Genomic DNA, 15514 nt, shown 5'->3' with positions numbered 1-15514 from the left:
AGCCTTGCCTTCTGCCACGAGCGTTGCCACAGAACCGCGCTCATGGTGTTATCCGCCCGTCTTTACATCCCGTCTGGAGCCAGAGTTCCATTTTCACCTCTTTTGTTCTTTGCAGTTTGTTCGTGCTGTTTGTGGTGGCGGGGGTTCTGGCTGTGCTGCCAGAGCGCCTGTTGCGGCGGTGCGCTCCGTGGCGCTCTGAAATTCTGGCCGGGGTCTGGGGTTGCTTAGGCCTGCTGGCGCTGGTCGGGGCGGTGTGCAGGCTGGAAGGCGGGGTGAGCTGGTTCCCGGTGTTCGGCATGGATGGACCGGCTTTGCCCATGCTGGTGCTGCTGGCCTTTACCGGCGGACTGATGGGCGTGGGGCAGCGTGGGCTGGCCTGCGCGCTTACCGGACTGGCGTTTCTGGCTCTTTCTCCCTTGGTTTTCGGGCTCCTTGCAGGCACGGCGCTGGTGTTGCTGGCCGACCGTGGGCGGCAGGGCGTGTGTCTGCCTTTTGCTGTGATTCCGGCCTGTATTCCCGCAGATAGTCCTCTTTCTCCGCCCGCCTTGTGCCTGATGGTGCTGTTGCTGGGCTGGGCGGTTTCTTCACAAAAAGGGCCAGAGGCTGTGTTGCCTGCGGGCATTGGTCTGTTTCTGCTTGGGCGCTTGCTGGCGGAAGTCGGTGTTCTGCCACCGGTGCAGCAGGGCTTGCTGATGGTCAGCGGTGGCGCTGTGGCGCTCTGGGGGGCAGTGCAGGCCGTGCGCAGTCCTGCGGCCTGCGGGGTTCTCGCTGGTGTAGCCAGCGCAGGCTATGGCGGGCTGGTGGTCATGCTGACACTGGCTCTGGCTGCCCCTGTAAAGGGCGGAGAGTTCTTTCGCACAGCAACACTTCTGGCAACGGGTGCGCCATTTCTGGCGTTGCTGGCAGCCCTCTGGCTTTCCCGGCAGGACGGCGGATTGTTTACGCCAAACAGTGCTGTGGCGCAGGCCCGTGGTAGTCGGCTTGCGCTGGGCGGCAGCCTTTTGCTGCTCTCCGCTGTGCCGCCGCTCGGGGGCTTTTCTGTTTTCTGGTGCCTGCTGAACGCGGGTGAAGTGGCCGCTGCCCATACGCACCCGGCGCAGGCTTTGTGCCTATTGCTGGTTCTGGTCGGAGCTGCTTGTGTCATGGCGCTGGGGATGATCGGTCTGTTGCGGGTGGGGTTTGCAACCTTTGTGCAGCAAATGCCCGCTTCCGTGCCACAGGGCAGCCGAACGGCCGATGATGCCCCATCTCTCAGCAGCGTGCTTCTGCTACCGGCATGGATCTGCGCAGGGGGTGCGGCGCTGATTACGTTACTGCCTGGTGGCTGGCTGGCGCTGGTGGACCATCTGTTTGCAGGGGATACACCGCGTGACTTTGCCTGGAAGACGCTGGCGCGGGTGCAATTTGCCGGATCTGATATCACGTTGACGCCTGTGTTTTCGGTGCTTGCACTAGCGGTCTGTGTGGTGGGTGCCGGTTTGCTGGGGCGAGCGTTTGGCGTGTTCCCACTACGTCCGGCGGTGCCCGGTGCAGCCGCATGGCGAGACGGTGCCCCAGTCGTCCAGCAGGATGACGAAGTGCAGTCTGCTCCAATTTCCGAGCCCTCCATGCCTGTGGTCTGGACCGCATTCGGGGTTCTGCTGGGAGCTGCGGAGCAGAAGCCAACCGACTGGCCTGTGGTGGAAAAGACGAGCGCCGGGGCGCGGTATCTTCAGGCTGTGCTGTTCAGAACCGTGGCATGGTGTGAGGCGCAGGGCATGGTTCTCATCCTGCTCTTTCTGGGGGCCGGGCTGCTGCTGGGGCTGTTTGCTGCAAAATGACGCATGATCTCACATGGGGCTGGGCTTTTGCCTGCCTGCTGGCTCTGGCCCTGCAAACTGTTCTGATGGTTCTGGCTGCCCCCTGGTTTAGTGGCTGGGTCAATCGTCTGGCAGGTCGTCTGACGGGCGAGCATCGTTTTCTGGCCGGTGGTCGCTGGCAGGATATTCATCATCAGTTCCGCAGGCCGGGCCTGCGCCAGCGCGGGGATGGGCTGAGCAGTCTGGCCTGCCGGGGCGCGCTGGTTCTGGCTGTTTTTGCAGCGTGCATGACACCGGTTTTCACGCTGGTTCCGGCAGGTTTTCCCGCACCGGGCTTTTTCCTGCTGTGTTCAGCACTGGTCGGCGCATCGCTTCTGCTGGGCCTGCCGCTGGTGGTGCAGGGCGGCACAACAACTCTGGCGGGGTATGCGGCGCTGCTGGCGGAGAGCCTGCTCTTGCCTGCGCTGGTGCCGGTGCTGGTTATGGCGGGTGGTCAGGATTTTTCCGCCTTTCTTGCGCATTTACGCCAGCTTTCCCCGGTAGGGGATGGCGCACCGTTTGTGCTGATGGGCGTCGCCCTGTTTCTGGTCACGGCCTGGAAAGGGCGGCAGGCCGGTGCGGAACTGCCGTGCCAGCTTTCGGGGGCTGATCGTGCCTTGTGGATGCTGGCTACGGATTGCGTGCAACTGGTCTGGATTACACTGGCCGGGGATGTGGCATGGGCCAGTAGCCTCGCTCTGCCGGGTGAAAGCGGTGTGGAGCCCTGGCTGGCGCAATGTCTTGCGGGTGGCGCGTTCTGGGTAGCGAAGCTGGCGATTGCGGCTCTTCTGCTGGCAGGCACGCAACTGATGGTAATCACTTTCCCGCGCCGGGCGCGTGTGCGTCTGGCTGCGGTGTTCCTGCTGGGGCTGCTGGCCTGGCAGGTCGCGTATTCGGGCCAGTCCGGCGCTGTGGGGCAGGACAAAACGGCCTCCGCGCAGGATGAGCAGGATTCTGCATGGAGTGATGAAGGGAACGCAACACCATGACGCTTGCTGTCATTCTGGCGCCGCTGCTGGCGCTGTGTGTTGTGGCCCGAGGCATTGGCTTTTTGCCCGCGCTGGGCGTGGTGACAGCGGTGGCCATGCTGGTGGACGCGCGGGAACCTTTGCAGGAATTTGGCGCGGTTTGTGTGGTGCTGTTTTCCGTGCTGCCGGTTTGGTTTGTCAGCCGATATCAGGATGATGGCGCACGCGAGCGCACCGGCCCGATGGTGCCGTTTCTGGCACTCGGGCTGATGGTCATTCTGCAACTCGCTACGGGCACGCCTGCGGCTATGGGGGAAGCTTCCGGCCATGCCGGAGCAGCCTATTTGCCTGCCGGACTGTGCGTGGCTCTCGCCGGGCTGGTGGCCGTAACCTGTCGTCAGGCCATGGTCTGGCAGTGGGCTGGCCTGCTGGCCTGTGTGGATGGCGTCATGCTCTCCGGCGTCATTGAAAATCAGGTCATGGTGGTGGGCGTTACAGCGCTGGCGGGCTGCGTGGTGGCTCTGCTGGGTGGCATGTGCGTGCATCGCGTCATGCTGCGGGTTGCGGTGGCACCGGCTCAGGACGGGGCAGGGGCTGAGCGCCCTTCCGCCCGGTCCGCAGGATTTGAACTGAGCGATGTCGAACCGACAGGCCCGGAACCGCGAGGGCTGGGGCCGGAAGCCGTGGTGGCTCCGCGTATCTGGACAGAAGCCGAGGCAGCGGCTGAGGACGAAGAGCCGCTTCCCCGGCCAGACAAGGCGGCAAAAAAAGCCGTACCTTCCGATGGAGAAGCAAAGGCAGACGTCGATCAGCCGCCAGTCGAGACAGGCGCGCCGCAGGATAAGAGGGCTTCGGATGCAGAAACGGTCGCCTCTGATGATGATGCTGAAACGGTGAAACAGAAGGACGTCCCGGACGCCAGTCATGACACTGCTAAGCCGACAGAAACGGAAAGCACCGAGAGCGGCGTGCTGAAAACAGACCCCTCTGAAAACGCCCTCTCTGAAGAAGACGCTGAAGAGCGTAAGACGGGGATGGATCCGGTAACTCCTGCCGCCGAAGCCTCTGAAAAAATACCTGAACACACATCGGACACGGCGTCCTCCAGCACGGCGGATCAGCCCGAGCCGTTTGGCCCGGAAGAGAAAGAGCCTGAGGCCGAGCCAGTGCCGCGCACGCCGGAAATGATTGCGCGGGATGTCTGGCTGAGAGGCTATCTGACCGAGCGCGGGAGGGACGCATGACCGTTCCTGTTTTTCTGGCGGCTCTGGCCTTTGCATGGCCTTTGCTGGGGGCTGCCATTGTCATGGCTGCACCCACACTGCGCAGCCGCGAGATTGCCATCTGGATGGCCGGGGCTGGCTGTGCGCTGGCTGTGGCCGTGTTCCTGTTCCCCGCCACAAGTGCTGCTGCGGAGGGCTGGGATGATGACCCGGTCCAGCGCGCAGGCCGTGTGATGCTGGCGTTTGGCTTGCTGCTGACGGTGATGGAAAATGGCACCTTGCAGGACCGCCTGTTGCGCGGACTGCCACACATTTCGACCGCACTGACGGGGCTGGCCTGCGTCGCGCCAGACCCGATTATCGGGCTTGGTATTCTGGAAGCCGCACTGGCTTACGGCGTGTTTGTGTTCAGCCGCCCCGCCGGGCAGGCGCGGGCCGGATGGGCGCTGGTGCGCACCGGGTCTGTGGGAATTTTTCTGGTGCTGTCTGGCCTGCTGTTGCCGTCAGGTTCTGCACCAGCCGGACTAATGATGGCCTGTGGTCTGGTCATGCTCGCAGGGCTGACGCCGTTTGGTCAGTCATGGCGTGAGGAAAATGATACCTATCTGTTCCTGCCATTTGCGGGGGCTGCCTTGCTGCTCTCCATGCGGCTGCGAGTGCATGGTGGTGAGGCGTTTGAGACGGCGCTGGTTGCGGCGGGTCTGGCCTCGGTCTGGCTGACAGCCTGCGCGGGTCGCTCCGATGAGGGGCTGCGCCTGTTCCGCACCTTTCCGTCTGCTCTGGCCCTGATGGCTGTGGGAGCAGGAGCCGATGTGGCGGCGTTGCTATTCCTGTGTGGCTGGTGTCTGGCCGGGGGCAATCGTTCCGGGCGCTCATGGGCGGCGCGGGCGCTGGCCTGTTTCCCGCCGGGTGCGCCTTTTGTGGGCTGTCTGCTGCTGCTCTCCATGCTGAGCGACTGGTCCTGGAGTGTCACGGTGCTGACCGTGGCCGGGATCTTGTGCGCGGTGGTGCGTTCCGTGCCGGTGGAAGGGTTCACGCAGGATTTGTGGCCTGAAGATGCTGCGGGCCGGGTGGCCTGTTCCGTGCTGGTGCTGACCGGATTTCTGGTGCCGCTGGCCATGATGCTGGGAGCGTTCTGATGGATGCTGTAAGCCTGATCCGCGCCGGGCAGGAGACGGACACCCCCTGGCGCTTCCGGCTGGATGAACTCGGCTGGCGCGATATGGTCGCTGCACTTGAAAAGGATACGCTGCCGTTTGTCGGGCTGTGGTGTGACGGCAGGGATGTGCATGCCCTGTTCATGCTCTCCCCCACGCAGCCGCTGGCAGCCACGCTGGCGCTGGAGGATGGCCGGTATCCGGCACTTTCTCCCGTAAGACCGGTCTCGAGCCTATACGAGCGCAGGGCGTATGACCTGTATGGCGCGGAAGGCATGTGGGCGGTCGATGTGCGCCCGCTGGTGGACCATGATGTCTGGTCCGCGACCGCACCGCTGGCCGCGACACCCGGCCCTGCCGGGGGGCATAAAGGGCAGATCAGCTTTCAGCCGTCTGACGCCTTGCTGGCGGCTGGCGGTGTGAACGCGAGCGCAGGACCAGCCACCGGCGGCATGGAGACGCCCTTGCATGTGGCGATGGCCGTAGCTGGCGAGACCATCACGCAGGCGGAAACAGTGTCCGGCTATGCGCATCGGGGGCTTGCGGCTCGCTGGCGGAATAGCCGTCTGGAGGATGCCTGCCGGTTGAGCGGGCGTGTGGCGGCCGGGTGCTCTGTGGCGCATCAGGCGGCTTTCTGTCAGGCTGTAGAAGCCGCGTGTGGCAGTGCGGTGGGGCCGGAAACGTCGCTGATCCGTGTGGTGTTGCTGGAACTGGAACGCATTCTGCTGCATCTGCACACGCTGGCCGGGCTGGCGCGGGGTGCCGGAGCGCTGGTGGTGGCGTCGTGCTGTGCGTGGTTTCGGGAACAGTTGCTTGCAGAGTCTGCGCCGATCATTGGGTCGCGTTTGCTCATGGACCATTGTGTGCCCGGCGGCACCAGTTTGCGTGAGGCGACAGGTCTGGGCGATCTCTGCATCAGTCTGGCAAAGCTCGGTGAAGAGATTTATCCCGGACTGGCCACGCTCTGGCGCACCTATCCAGCACTTTCTGTTCGTCTAAGTGGGGTAGGCAAGGTGGATGCTGCCCTGCTTGACCGTGTGGGGCTGGATGGGCCGGTGGCACGAGCCAGTGGGAAGGATTGTGACGGGCGGCGCACGCAGCGCGTTTACCAGACCCTCTGGCGGCTGACCGCTGGCCGACACGGCGGCACGGCGGAAGATCGCGCTCTTGTCCTGCTGGATGAAATTGGTGAAAGCCTGCGCATGCTGGGCGAAGCAGGCCCCCGGTTGGGGCTGACTGCCGGTGGCCGTGTGGACCTTACTCTTGAGGATGGAGAAGGGCTGGGGATGACGGAAGGCCCGTGGGGCAATGTCCTCTATTGGGTGCGTCTGCATGCTGGCCGCGTAGCGCAGGTGTTTGTGCATGACCCGGCCCCTGCCGCGCTGATGGTCTTTGAAGAGACGCTGGCAGGGCAGGATGTGGCCGATCTGGCTCTTGTGCGCCAGTCCCTCGGGGTGAATGCGGCGGCACTTGATGGCTAGAGAACAGGACAGGAAGGGTTTGCAGTCATGGGGCTGATCCGCGCAGTGTTTGATGCCGCTTTCCGGCAGGGTGGCCCGCGTCTGAAACCCGTTGGGCCGCGCTGGCCGCTGCTGCTGTTCCATGTGGATACCGGTGGTTGCGGCGGGTGCGGCATGGAACTGGAAGCCCTGGCGACTGGCCCGTATGACATGGAAGGCGCAGGCTTTGGTTTTGTGCAGTCTCCACGCTCTGCGGATGTGCTGCTGGTGACAGGCACGCTCACCCGCACCATGGCTCCCGTGCTGGAAGCGGCGTGGCAGGCTATGCCGAAACCCAAAGGGGTAATTTGCGTGGGGGGCTGCGCCATGGATGGCGGCTATTTTCCGGAAAATTATTCCGTTCTGGGTGGGCTGGACCGCAAGGCGAAAATTGACCTGCAAATTCCCGGTTGCCCACCATCCCCCCAGCAGGTGCTGGACGGACTGTGTTCTCTGTTCGGGCAGCGTGTGCCGCCCGCCAGAGGGGCTCAGGCTGAGGGTTCGTCCTCAACCTCTTCCTGAAGATCTTCAGCCGCTTTTTTCAGCTTGAGAAAGCTGAAATGGCTGAGGGGCAGCAGGATCATATAAATCACGCCAGCGGCGGCCAATGCGCCCCACGGGTCAGCCACCAGCACGGCGGTGTAAGCCCCCGTGCCCAGCATGACGGGTAGCACATACTGCGCCGGCACCTTGAAGTTCTTGAAAGACCAGACCCGCAGCGTGGAGACCAGCAGAAATGCTGTGCTGATGAGTGTGAAGGCAGGCAGCCAGGGCAGGCGGGTCAGGCGATAGAGCCAGTCGATCCCCAGCTTCTGCGCTTCCAGCCCCAGAAAGAGCGGGAACAGCGCCAGACCGGCCCCGGCAGGCGCCGGAACGCCCGTAAAGAAGTTGCTGGCGTATTTCGGCTTTTCTTCCTCACCATCCAGCGTGGCGTTAAAGCGCGCCAGACGCAGGGCCATACAGACCGTAAACATCAGGCACGGCAGAAACGCGTAGCGTCCGCCATCCTGCAACGCCCAGAAAAACAGCAGGAACGAGGGGGCTACGCCAAAGCAGACAAAGTCTGAAAGGCTGTCAAACTCTGCGCCAAACCGGGTGGAACCCCGCAGCAGGCGCGCAATGCGCCCGTCCAGCCCATCAATAAAGGCGGAAAGTAGTAAGGCGATCCCGGCTGCCTGAAAGCGGCCTTCCACAGCAAAGCGCATGCCCGTCAGGCCCGAGCAAAGCCCCAGCATGGTGAGAATGTTGGGGATCAGCCGGTTGAAGGACGGGCCACGGATTTTTTTGGTCCGCACCCGTTTGCGCAGCCGTTTGCGGCGCAGCCCTCGGGGGGTAAGCGGTGCCTGAGATGGCGAGGCAGCGGGAAGCTGCGCTGGTGTCTGCGGATCTGTCACGGGATCAGAGGCGCGCCATCACGGTTTCACCACCCACCATGGTCTGGCCTGCGGAAACCAGCGGTTCCACGCCCGGCGGCAGATACAGGTCCGTGCGGGAGCCAAAGCGGATCAGGCCGAAGCGTTCACCAGCTTCCACCTTCATGCCTTCAGACACACTGCACACAATGCGGCGGGCAATCAGACCGGCAATCTGCACCACGGCCATCATCCGGCCATCGGGCAGGGTCAGGCTGAGGGCGTTGCGCTCGTTCAGTTCAGACGCCTTATCAAGGCTGGCGTTCAGGAACTGGCCGGGATGGTAGGCAATGCGCGTCACCGTGCCAGCGGCGGGCATGCGGTTGATATGCACATCCAGCACGGACAGGAACGTGGCAATGCGCCAGACCGGAGCGGTGCCCATGCCCAGCTCGGCCGGGGGAGCGATTTTCTCAACAGACACCACGCGGCCATCAGCCGGGGCGACAGCAACATCGCTGCGGGCCGGGGTGGTGCGTTCCGGGTCCCGGAAGAAATACAGGCAGAAGCCAAAGAACAGGCCGCTGGCGGTGCCCACATGGCGCAGCACCGGGCAGGAGAGCTTCTTGCCCAGAAAACGGGTGACCAGTGTGGTCGCACCAGAGGCCAGCAGGAACGGCTTCGCTTCCGGGTGGGGGGGCGCCAGAACAAGTTTGAAAGAGTCGATCAGGGACATGGAGGGGTCCTCATGCAAAAGGCCGGAGTGTGGGAAGAAAACAGGGGACCGTGCCAGACGTTCCCCTGCGCCGGAGAAGGATCAGACCAGACCGGCCAGAGTTTCCCGCACGGCTGCAAAAGCGGCATCGGCTGCACCGGCATCCGGGCCGCCAGCCTGCGCCATATCGCGCCGGCCACCGCCACCCTTGCCACCCATGGCAGCACTGGCTGCGCGGACGAGGGCAACGGCATCGACTTTTTCCGTCAGCGCCGGGGCAACGGCGGCCACAACGCTACCTTTGCCATCGGCGGTGGAAATCAGCACGACCACATCCGCATTGCCCTGTTTGAGGATGGTTTCTGCCAGCCCCTTGAGTTCACGCGGCGCGGTCTCCCCTACATTGCGAGTGGCGAGACGCGCGGCACCGACCTGTTCCACACCGGCGGATTCAACAGAGCCCGCCGCCAGCTTGCGCTGAAGAGCGGAAATCTGCCGTTCCATGGTACGGCGTTCTTCCAGCAGCAGGGCCAGACGTTCCGGCGCATCGGCCACGCTGACTTTCATCATGGCGGCCATCTGTGTCAGGCGCTGTTCATTCGCAATGGAGAGGGCTTCCGCTGCGGTGCCGGCCACGGCTTCAATCCGCCGCACGCCAGCGGAGACACCGCTTTCAGACGTGATGCGGAAATGGCCGATGTCCCCGGTGCGGTCCACATGCGTGCCGCCGCAGAGTTCCAGAGACCATGCGGACTTGTTCTCATCCGGGCCACCCATGGAGACAACACGGACTTCATCACCGTATTTTTCCCCAAACAGGGCCATAGCGCCTTCTTCCACGGCCTGTTCCGGCGTCATGGAGCGGGTGACAACCTGAGAGTTTTCACGCACCCGGCGGTTCACCTCGGCCTCAATTTCCGCCAGTTCTTCCGGCGTGATGGGGCGCGGCTGGCTGACGTCAAAGCGCAGACGGTCCGGCGTGTTCAGGCTGCCTTTCTGGGCAACATGGTCGCCAAGGCGGCGGCGCAGGGCTTCATGCAGCAGATGGGTCGCGGAGTGATGCGCGCGGATGGCGGAACGACGGTCGTGATCCACCGTGGCCGTTACGGCCAGACCGGGGCGCAGGGTGCCTTCGGTTACGGTGCCGTAATGCACAATCAGATCGCCCGCTTTTTTCTGCGTATCCGTAATGGCAACGCGAACGCCAGCCGCCGTCAGGAAGCCGGTATCACCAGCCTGACCACCGCTTTCACCATAGAACGGTGTCTGGTTGAGCAGCACAGCAACTTCCGTGCCCACGCCGGCTTCTTTCAGGAAGCCGTTGTTAGCGATAACGGCCTGAACCTCACCATCAGCCTGTTCCGTGCTGTAACCAAGGAATTCGGTCGCCCCGAATTTGTCCCGTGCTTCAAACCAGACGGTTTCCATTGCCGTATCACCAGAGCCAACCCATGCGGCGCGGGCACGCTGGCGCTGTTCGTTCATGGCGGCGTCAAACCCGTCTACGTCTACGCCATGCCCGCTGCCGCGCAGGGCGTCCTGCGTGAGATCCAGCGGGAAGCCGAACGTGTCATACAGGCGGAAGGCGACATCACCCGGCAGAGCGGCACCGCTGGACAGCTTGGAGGTTTCTTCCTCCAGCAGGCCCAGACCGCGATCCAGCATGGCTTTGAAGCGTTCTTCCTCATTGCGCATGGTTTCACGGATGAGGGCTTCACCCTGCACCAGTTCCGGATACGCACCGCCCATCTGCTGGATAAGGGCCGGGAGCAGTTTGTAGAAAACCGGCTCCTTGGTGCCCATCATGTGCAGGTGGCGCATGGCACGGCGCATGATGCGGCGCAGCACGTAACCCCGGCCATCCTTGGACGGCAGAACGCCATCGGCAATCAGGAAGGCTGTGGAGCGCAGATGGTCGGCTACAACGCGGTGGCTGGATTTGAACGGACCATCGGCAGCCTGCTGCGTGACTTCGGCAGAGGCCTTAATCAGGGCAACGAAGGTGTCCGTATCATAGTTGTCGCGCTTGCCCTGCATGATGGCGGCGAAGCGTTCCAGCCCCATGCCGGTATCAATGGAGGGGCGGGGCAGCGGAGAGCGGACGCCCGGCGGATCTTCAAAGAACTGCATGAAGACCAGATTCCAGATCTCGACAAAGCGGTCGCCATCTTCATCCGGGGAGCCGGGCGGGCCACCGGGAACATCCGGGCCATGGTCAAAGAAGATTTCAGAACAGGGGCCGCAGGGGCCGGTGTCACCCATCCGCCAGAAGTTGTCGGAGGTGGGGATGCGGATAATACGGCTGTCATCCAGCCCGGCAATTTTGCGCCACAGGCCAGCGGCTTCCTCATCTTCCGAATATACGGTGACGAGCAGCTTATCCTTGGGCAGGCCAAAGTTGCGGGTAATAAGGGTCCAGGCCAGTTCAATCGCTTCGGGCTTGAAATAATCGCCGAAGGAGAAGTTGCCCATCATTTCAAAAAAGGTGTGATGGCGGGCCGTATAACCCACGTTATCCAGATCGTTATGCTTGCCGCCTGCCCGAACGACCTTCTGCGCGGTGGTTGCGCGGGAGTAGGGGCGGGTTTCCTGCCCCGTAAAGACGTTCTTGAACTGCACCATCCCCGCATTGGTGAACAGCAGGGTGGGATCATTGCGCGGCACCAGCGACGATGAGGGCACAATCTGATGCCCTTGTCCGGCAAAATACTCCAGAAAGGTGGTGCGAATATCGTTTGTTGTGAGCATGGCGTGAGGCAGACGGTCCTGAAACTGGTTGGGCGCGTGATCTCCCTTGCAGGAAAAGTCCTCACGGCCAGGCGAAAAGCGGAAAGGCTTCTTTAACCCGTTGCCAGATGTAGCGCACACGGCGCGGCTCTGAAAGGGGTTAGCGCGCGGGGCGGGGTGAAGAGCGCGTTATGGCTCCGGACTGGGGTTTTTGGGTGACGTTGGAAAGGCGATGGCGCTTTCGGCCAGATCCTCCACAGACGTAGGCGGTTTCTCCCGAAAAACCATTTTCTGGCTGAGGTTGAAATTGGCGAACATGCCCGCCAGAGAGCCAGCCGCCAGTGCGAGAACCGGATAGGTCACGCAGAGCGGCACCGTATAGAACAGCGTATAAACCGTGCCGCGATTCAGCAGAAAGCCAAGGCTGTTGGCTAGCAGGAACCGGAGCCATTGCAGCACCGGGTGGTCATGCTGCCCGGCCCCTTTAAAGGTCCAGAGGCGGTTGAGCATCCAGTTGATCGTGGCGGCCACAAAGTAAGCCACCAGTGTTGCTGCCGTCAGCCCGATAAGCGGACGCAGAGCGTACAGGGTGCCCGAATCCCAGACCAGACCCAGACCACCAACCGTGCCGAATTTCAGCAGGCGAATCAGTTTGGCGCGGGGGGTGGAGTCAGACGCCGGGGCAGGCGCGTCAGACTGGATAGGGGCAGAGGATGGGGAACGGGTCACGCAGAGTCCCTCAGGCGGGGCGGGAAGAACGGAGCAAAAAAAAGGGGCACCCGAAGGTACCCCTTTTTCCGATCACAAGGAACCGGTCGATTAGTGGAGGATGATTTCCACGCGACGGTTCTGAGGCTCACGGGTGTTCGGGCCGGTCGGCACCAGCGGCTTGGATTCACCATAGCCGTGGATGTCGATCGCGGTGGCCGGCACGCCGTCACGGATCAGTTCAGCCTTCACGCTGTTAGCACGACGCAGGGACAGGCCCAGGTTGTACTTTTCACCGCGCGGACCCGGGTGAGCAGCGGAGTTATCGGTGTAGCCGTTAACTTCGATGCGGGTCGTCTGAACGTGGGTGGAAGCCTGAGCAGCTTCTGCCACGATCTGGCGAGCGCGAGACGTCAGGACAGACTTATCCCAGTCGAAGAACACCAGGTAGGAGCGAGCCGGCAGCGGAGCCGGAGCTGCTACAACCGGAGCTGGCGGCGGCGGCGGCGGAGCCGTATCGAACGCATAACGCAGGCCCAGGATGAACTGGTGGTTGAAGCGGTGATCGAAGTTCGTGTTGCCACGACCGTGACCGCCGTTTGCGTAGTTCGCCGTAGAGGTGAACGCACCATCAGAGAAGGAGCCCGGCTGACCGATCATGCGGTATTCCGTGGTCACCTGGAAGCCCGGGATGCCCGTGTCGTATGCAGCACCGACGATGCCCTGATACGCGAAGCCACCGTTCGTGCCGCCCAGACGGCTGGTGTTGCCGTTGTTAAAGGCCGTGGTGGTCGGGTTGTAATGCTGCCACAGGTAGCCAGCACCAACACCAACAAACGGGGTAACCGGAGCGTCGATCCCGAACTGCTTCAGGTCGATGTCATACAGCACGTTGATGAAACCGCCGTAGGACTGGTCGCTGCCACGGGTACGACCCGGAACACCTGTGCCACCCTGGTGGTTGATGTTGGAGTAGTTATACACGCCTTCAACTTCAGCGCGCAGACCGTTGCCGAAGCCCCAGCCGAATGCACCGAAACCGGTGAAGCCAGTGCCGTGACGGAACTGGGAAGAAGAGGTGTTCTCAGAACCGTTCGCACCGCCGCCGTAGCCGGAAGTGTGAGCGTGCTGATTCTGCACCAGGTTGTAACCACCGCCCAGATCAACATAAGGGCCCGTGATCGTGGTGGCGAATGCGGCCGCCGGAGCCGCTGCCATCAGTGTCGTTGCGAGTAACGCCGTGCGGAGACGCATTTTTTCGTCCTCAATATTTTTCATCTGTTCGACTCTGCCGCTAACCATTTAGCGGTCAGTGCCAGCAAGATGCCTAAAGCCGTATAAAACGATCGGTTCCCAAATAGAAACCCGAAGCTTCGTGCTCTTGGTGATTAGAAGCCATAACCGTGTTTTATTTGCAACAGTTCATTTCGGTATCCCAAGATGCTGCTGCTGCATAGTTAACTATTCAGCTTAAGACTGCTTGCGTTTAACATTGCCAGGTTGCAAATGCCGGGTCTGTCTCGTTTCTGAATAAGGCGGAATTGCGGCAGGTTATTACAGTTGGAGATAACCCGCCGCAGAAGTGGCAGTTTTCTAGGCTTTACAGCCATCTTCAATCAGAACGTCCCGTACCATTTCTGCCGGTACGTCACGGCTGGTAAAGGCTTTTCCGATTCCGTTCACAAGGACAAAAGACAGGCGCCCGTCCTGCATTTTCTTGTCGCGCTGCATGTGCGCCATAAGATCTGCTACGCGGAAGCTGTATGGCAGGTCAGTAATACTTGCAGGCATCTTCAGGGCCCGCAGATGGGCTTCCACCCGTGCCAGATCTTCCGGCGGGCAGACGCCCAGCCTGACCGAGAGGGCAAAGGCCAGTTTCAGCCCGATGGACACGCCCTCCCCATGCAGCAGGCGGCCATCATATCCCAGCTCGGCTTCCAGCGCGTGGCCAAAGGTATGCCCAAGGTTGAGCAGGGCGCGGCCATTGCTGGCCTGCGCCTCGCGCTCATCCGCGGCGACGACGCGGGCCTTGAAGGCGCAGGCCTGGCGCACCGCTTCCGTCAGGGCATCCGGTTCAGCGGCCAGCACGGAGTCCCCATTCTTCTCGCACCACTGGAACAGGTCCGGGTCGCCAATCAGACCGGATTTCACGATTTCCGCGTAGCCCGCCACCAGTTCCCGTTGGGGGAGGGTGCTGAGGGCGGAGACATCGGCCAGCACACAAAGCGGCTGATGGAAGGCCCCCAGCAGATTCTTGCCCCAGCGGGTGTTGATGCCGGTTTTGCCGCCGACGGACGAATCAACCTGAGAGAGCAGGGTGGTGGGAATCTGCACAAAAGGCAGGCCTCGCAGAGTGGAGGCGGCCACAAAGCCCGCCAGATCCCCCACCACGCCGCCGCCAAGGGCGATGATGGTGGTGCGGCGTTCCACACCTTCTTCCAGAATCGCGTCGGTCAGGCGTTCATAGGTCTTCAGGCACTTGGAGTGCTCGCCCGGAGCAATGGTCAGGGCGCGGAACTCAATGCCGGTTTCCTTCAGAGCTTCCTGCAGGGCAGGCAGATACAGAGCGGCCACATTCTCATCTGTAATGATGATGACCTTCTTCTGTGGCAGCACCGGTGCGAGCAACGCTCCGGCCCGGCTGATCAGATTGGTGCCGATCACCACATCATAAGAAGCATGATCAAGAGCGACGGGCAGGCGGACGGGCCTGCGGGAGAGGGCCAGGCTTTCAATCACCCGGGTCGTGCTGTGGTCCACGTTGTGGTCTCCGCAATCAACAATCACATCGGCTTCGGCGTAAATGGGGTGGCGCACCGTTATAAGGCGCGCCAGCACATCCCGCGGCGAGGCTTCATTTAAGAGAGGGCGATGCGTCCGGCCCTGCACGCGGCGCAGCAGCACCGGCAGGGGGCAGCGCAGCCAGACGGACATGGCTCGTGCGCGGACCAGAGCGCGGGTACTGGCGTTCATGAACGCGCCGCCGCCGGTGGCCAGCACCATGGGCGGTCCTTCCAGCAGGCGGCGAATCACGCGGCGTTCGCCATCGCGGAAGGCAGCCTCGCCATACAGGCGGAACACATCCGCAATGGAGCAGCCGGCTGCGCGTTCTATTTCTACGTCAGCATCCACAAACGGCAGGCCAAGCCGTGTGGCCAGACGGCGGCCAATGGTGGTTTTGCCGGCGCCCATAAGACCAACAAGAACAATGCTGCGTCCGGACGGAATGAGGCTGGTTGCAGGCCAGCGCCCCACTCTTTCCAGATCAAGGGGAATCGGGGGGCTTTCCGCAGCGTCGGGGGGTGGGTACGAGATACGTGATGACAT

At 62.4% G+C, this 15514-nt stretch carries 12 protein-coding genes; 6 read left to right on the top strand and 6 right to left on the bottom strand.

What is annotated here, in order from left to right:
• Positions 1-23: 23 nt before the first annotated feature.
• From KP703_RS01030 to KP703_RS01005, 6 genes are read left to right on the top strand one after another with little or no spacing between them, the layout of a single operon-like run.
• Entirely contained in the window at positions 24-1820 is a 1797-nt protein-coding gene (locus KP703_RS01030; RefSeq protein WP_215753519.1) for a hypothetical protein, read from the top strand.
• Positions 1817-2827 carry a hypothetical protein gene (locus KP703_RS01025; protein ID WP_215753518.1) on the top strand — a complete coding sequence of 337 codons (1011 nt, stop codon included), beginning with the start codon at positions 1817-1819 and terminating at the stop codon, positions 2825-2827. The genes KP703_RS01030 and KP703_RS01025 overlap by 4 nt, the downstream gene beginning before the upstream one ends.
• Positions 2824-4050: a hypothetical protein gene (locus KP703_RS01020; RefSeq protein ID WP_215753517.1), complete on the top strand. Its 1227-nt coding sequence runs from the start codon at positions 2824-2826 to the stop codon at positions 4048-4050. The genes KP703_RS01025 and KP703_RS01020 overlap by 4 nt, the downstream gene beginning before the upstream one ends.
• Positions 4047-5168 carry a hypothetical protein gene (locus KP703_RS01015; RefSeq protein WP_215753516.1) on the top strand — a complete coding sequence of 374 codons (1122 nt, stop codon included), beginning with the start codon at positions 4047-4049 and terminating at the stop codon, positions 5166-5168. The genes KP703_RS01020 and KP703_RS01015 overlap by 4 nt, the downstream gene beginning before the upstream one ends.
• The gene (locus KP703_RS01010) at positions 5168-6667 is read left to right on the top strand and encodes an NADH-quinone oxidoreductase subunit D (protein WP_215753515.1); all 1500 of its coding nucleotides are present in this window, start codon (positions 5168-5170) and stop codon (positions 6665-6667) included. The genes KP703_RS01015 and KP703_RS01010 overlap by 1 nt, the downstream gene beginning before the upstream one ends.
• A gap of 27 nt (positions 6668-6694) precedes the next feature.
• The gene (locus tag KP703_RS01005; protein WP_043552111.1) at positions 6695-7207 is read left to right on the top strand and encodes an NADH-quinone oxidoreductase subunit B family protein; all 513 of its coding nucleotides are present in this window, start codon (positions 6695-6697) and stop codon (positions 7205-7207) included.
• Here the strand turns inward: KP703_RS01005 and KP703_RS01000 are convergent.
• The 6 genes from KP703_RS01000 to aroB all read right to left on the bottom strand — a co-directional run bounded on the left by KP703_RS01000 (position 7174) and on the right by aroB (position 15514).
• Complete coding sequence (locus tag KP703_RS01000) at positions 7174-8079, bottom strand: phosphatidylcholine/phosphatidylserine synthase (protein WP_061507142.1); 906 nt, start codon at positions 8077-8079, stop codon at positions 7174-7176. The genes KP703_RS01005 and KP703_RS01000 overlap by 34 nt on opposite strands.
• A gap of 4 nt (positions 8080-8083) precedes the next feature.
• Positions 8084-8773, bottom strand: a complete 690-nt coding sequence (locus KP703_RS00995; RefSeq protein ID WP_062140758.1) for a phosphatidylserine decarboxylase — start codon at positions 8771-8773, stop codon at positions 8084-8086.
• A gap of 81 nt (positions 8774-8854) precedes the next feature.
• The gene (gene alaS / locus KP703_RS00990; protein WP_215753514.1) at positions 8855-11500 is read right to left on the bottom strand and encodes an alanine--tRNA ligase; all 2646 of its coding nucleotides are present in this window, start codon (positions 11498-11500) and stop codon (positions 8855-8857) included.
• Positions 11501-11668: 168 nt separating this feature from the next.
• Positions 11669-12181: a GtrA family protein gene (locus KP703_RS00985; RefSeq protein WP_062250710.1), complete on the bottom strand. Its 513-nt coding sequence runs from the start codon at positions 12179-12181 to the stop codon at positions 11669-11671.
• A 117-nt stretch (positions 12182-12298) separates the two neighbouring features.
• The gene (locus KP703_RS00980; protein WP_062140923.1) at positions 12299-13441 is read right to left on the bottom strand and encodes an OmpA family protein; all 1143 of its coding nucleotides are present in this window, start codon (positions 13439-13441) and stop codon (positions 12299-12301) included.
• Between the two features lie 339 nt (positions 13442-13780).
• Positions 13781-15514: a 3-dehydroquinate synthase gene (aroB, locus tag KP703_RS00975; RefSeq protein WP_082779324.1), complete on the bottom strand. Its 1734-nt coding sequence runs from the start codon at positions 15512-15514 to the stop codon at positions 13781-13783.

It is taken from the genome of Acetobacter sp. P5B1 (assembly GCF_018811985.1).
GTDB classification, from domain to species: domain Bacteria; phylum Pseudomonadota; class Alphaproteobacteria; order Acetobacterales; family Acetobacteraceae; genus Acetobacter; species Acetobacter cerevisiae.
Note: the sequence above shows the minus strand (reverse complement) of the source record. Positions and strands in the feature narration are given on the sequence as shown.

Excerpts from the sequence above, each read along its gene's own strand:
- KP703_RS01025 (WP_215753518.1), top strand. The coding sequence starts at position 1,817 with ATGACGCATGATCTCACATGGGGCTGGGCTTTTGCCTGCCTGCTGGCT.
- KP703_RS01020 (WP_215753517.1), top strand. The coding sequence starts at position 2,824 with ATGACGCTTGCTGTCATTCTGGCGCCGCTGCTGGCGCTGTGTGTTGTG.
- KP703_RS01015 (WP_215753516.1), top strand. The coding sequence starts at position 4,047 with ATGACCGTTCCTGTTTTTCTGGCGGCTCTGGCCTTTGCATGGCCTTTG.
- KP703_RS01010 (WP_215753515.1), top strand. The coding sequence starts at position 5,168 with ATGGATGCTGTAAGCCTGATCCGCGCCGGGCAGGAGACGGACACCCCC.
- KP703_RS01005 (WP_043552111.1), top strand. The coding sequence starts at position 6,695 with ATGGGGCTGATCCGCGCAGTGTTTGATGCCGCTTTCCGGCAGGGTGGC.
- KP703_RS00995 (WP_062140758.1), bottom strand. The coding sequence starts at position 8,773 with ATGTCCCTGATCGACTCTTTCAAACTTGTTCTGGCGCCCCCCCACCCG.
- alaS (WP_215753514.1), bottom strand. The coding sequence starts at position 11,500 with ATGCTCACAACAAACGATATTCGCACCACCTTTCTGGAGTATTTTGCC.
- KP703_RS00980 (WP_062140923.1), bottom strand. The coding sequence starts at position 13,441 with ATGCGTCTCCGCACGGCGTTACTCGCAACGACACTGATGGCAGCGGCT.
- aroB (WP_082779324.1), bottom strand. The coding sequence starts at position 15,514 with ATGTCATCACGTATCTCGTACCCACCCCCCGACGCTGCGGAAAGCCCC.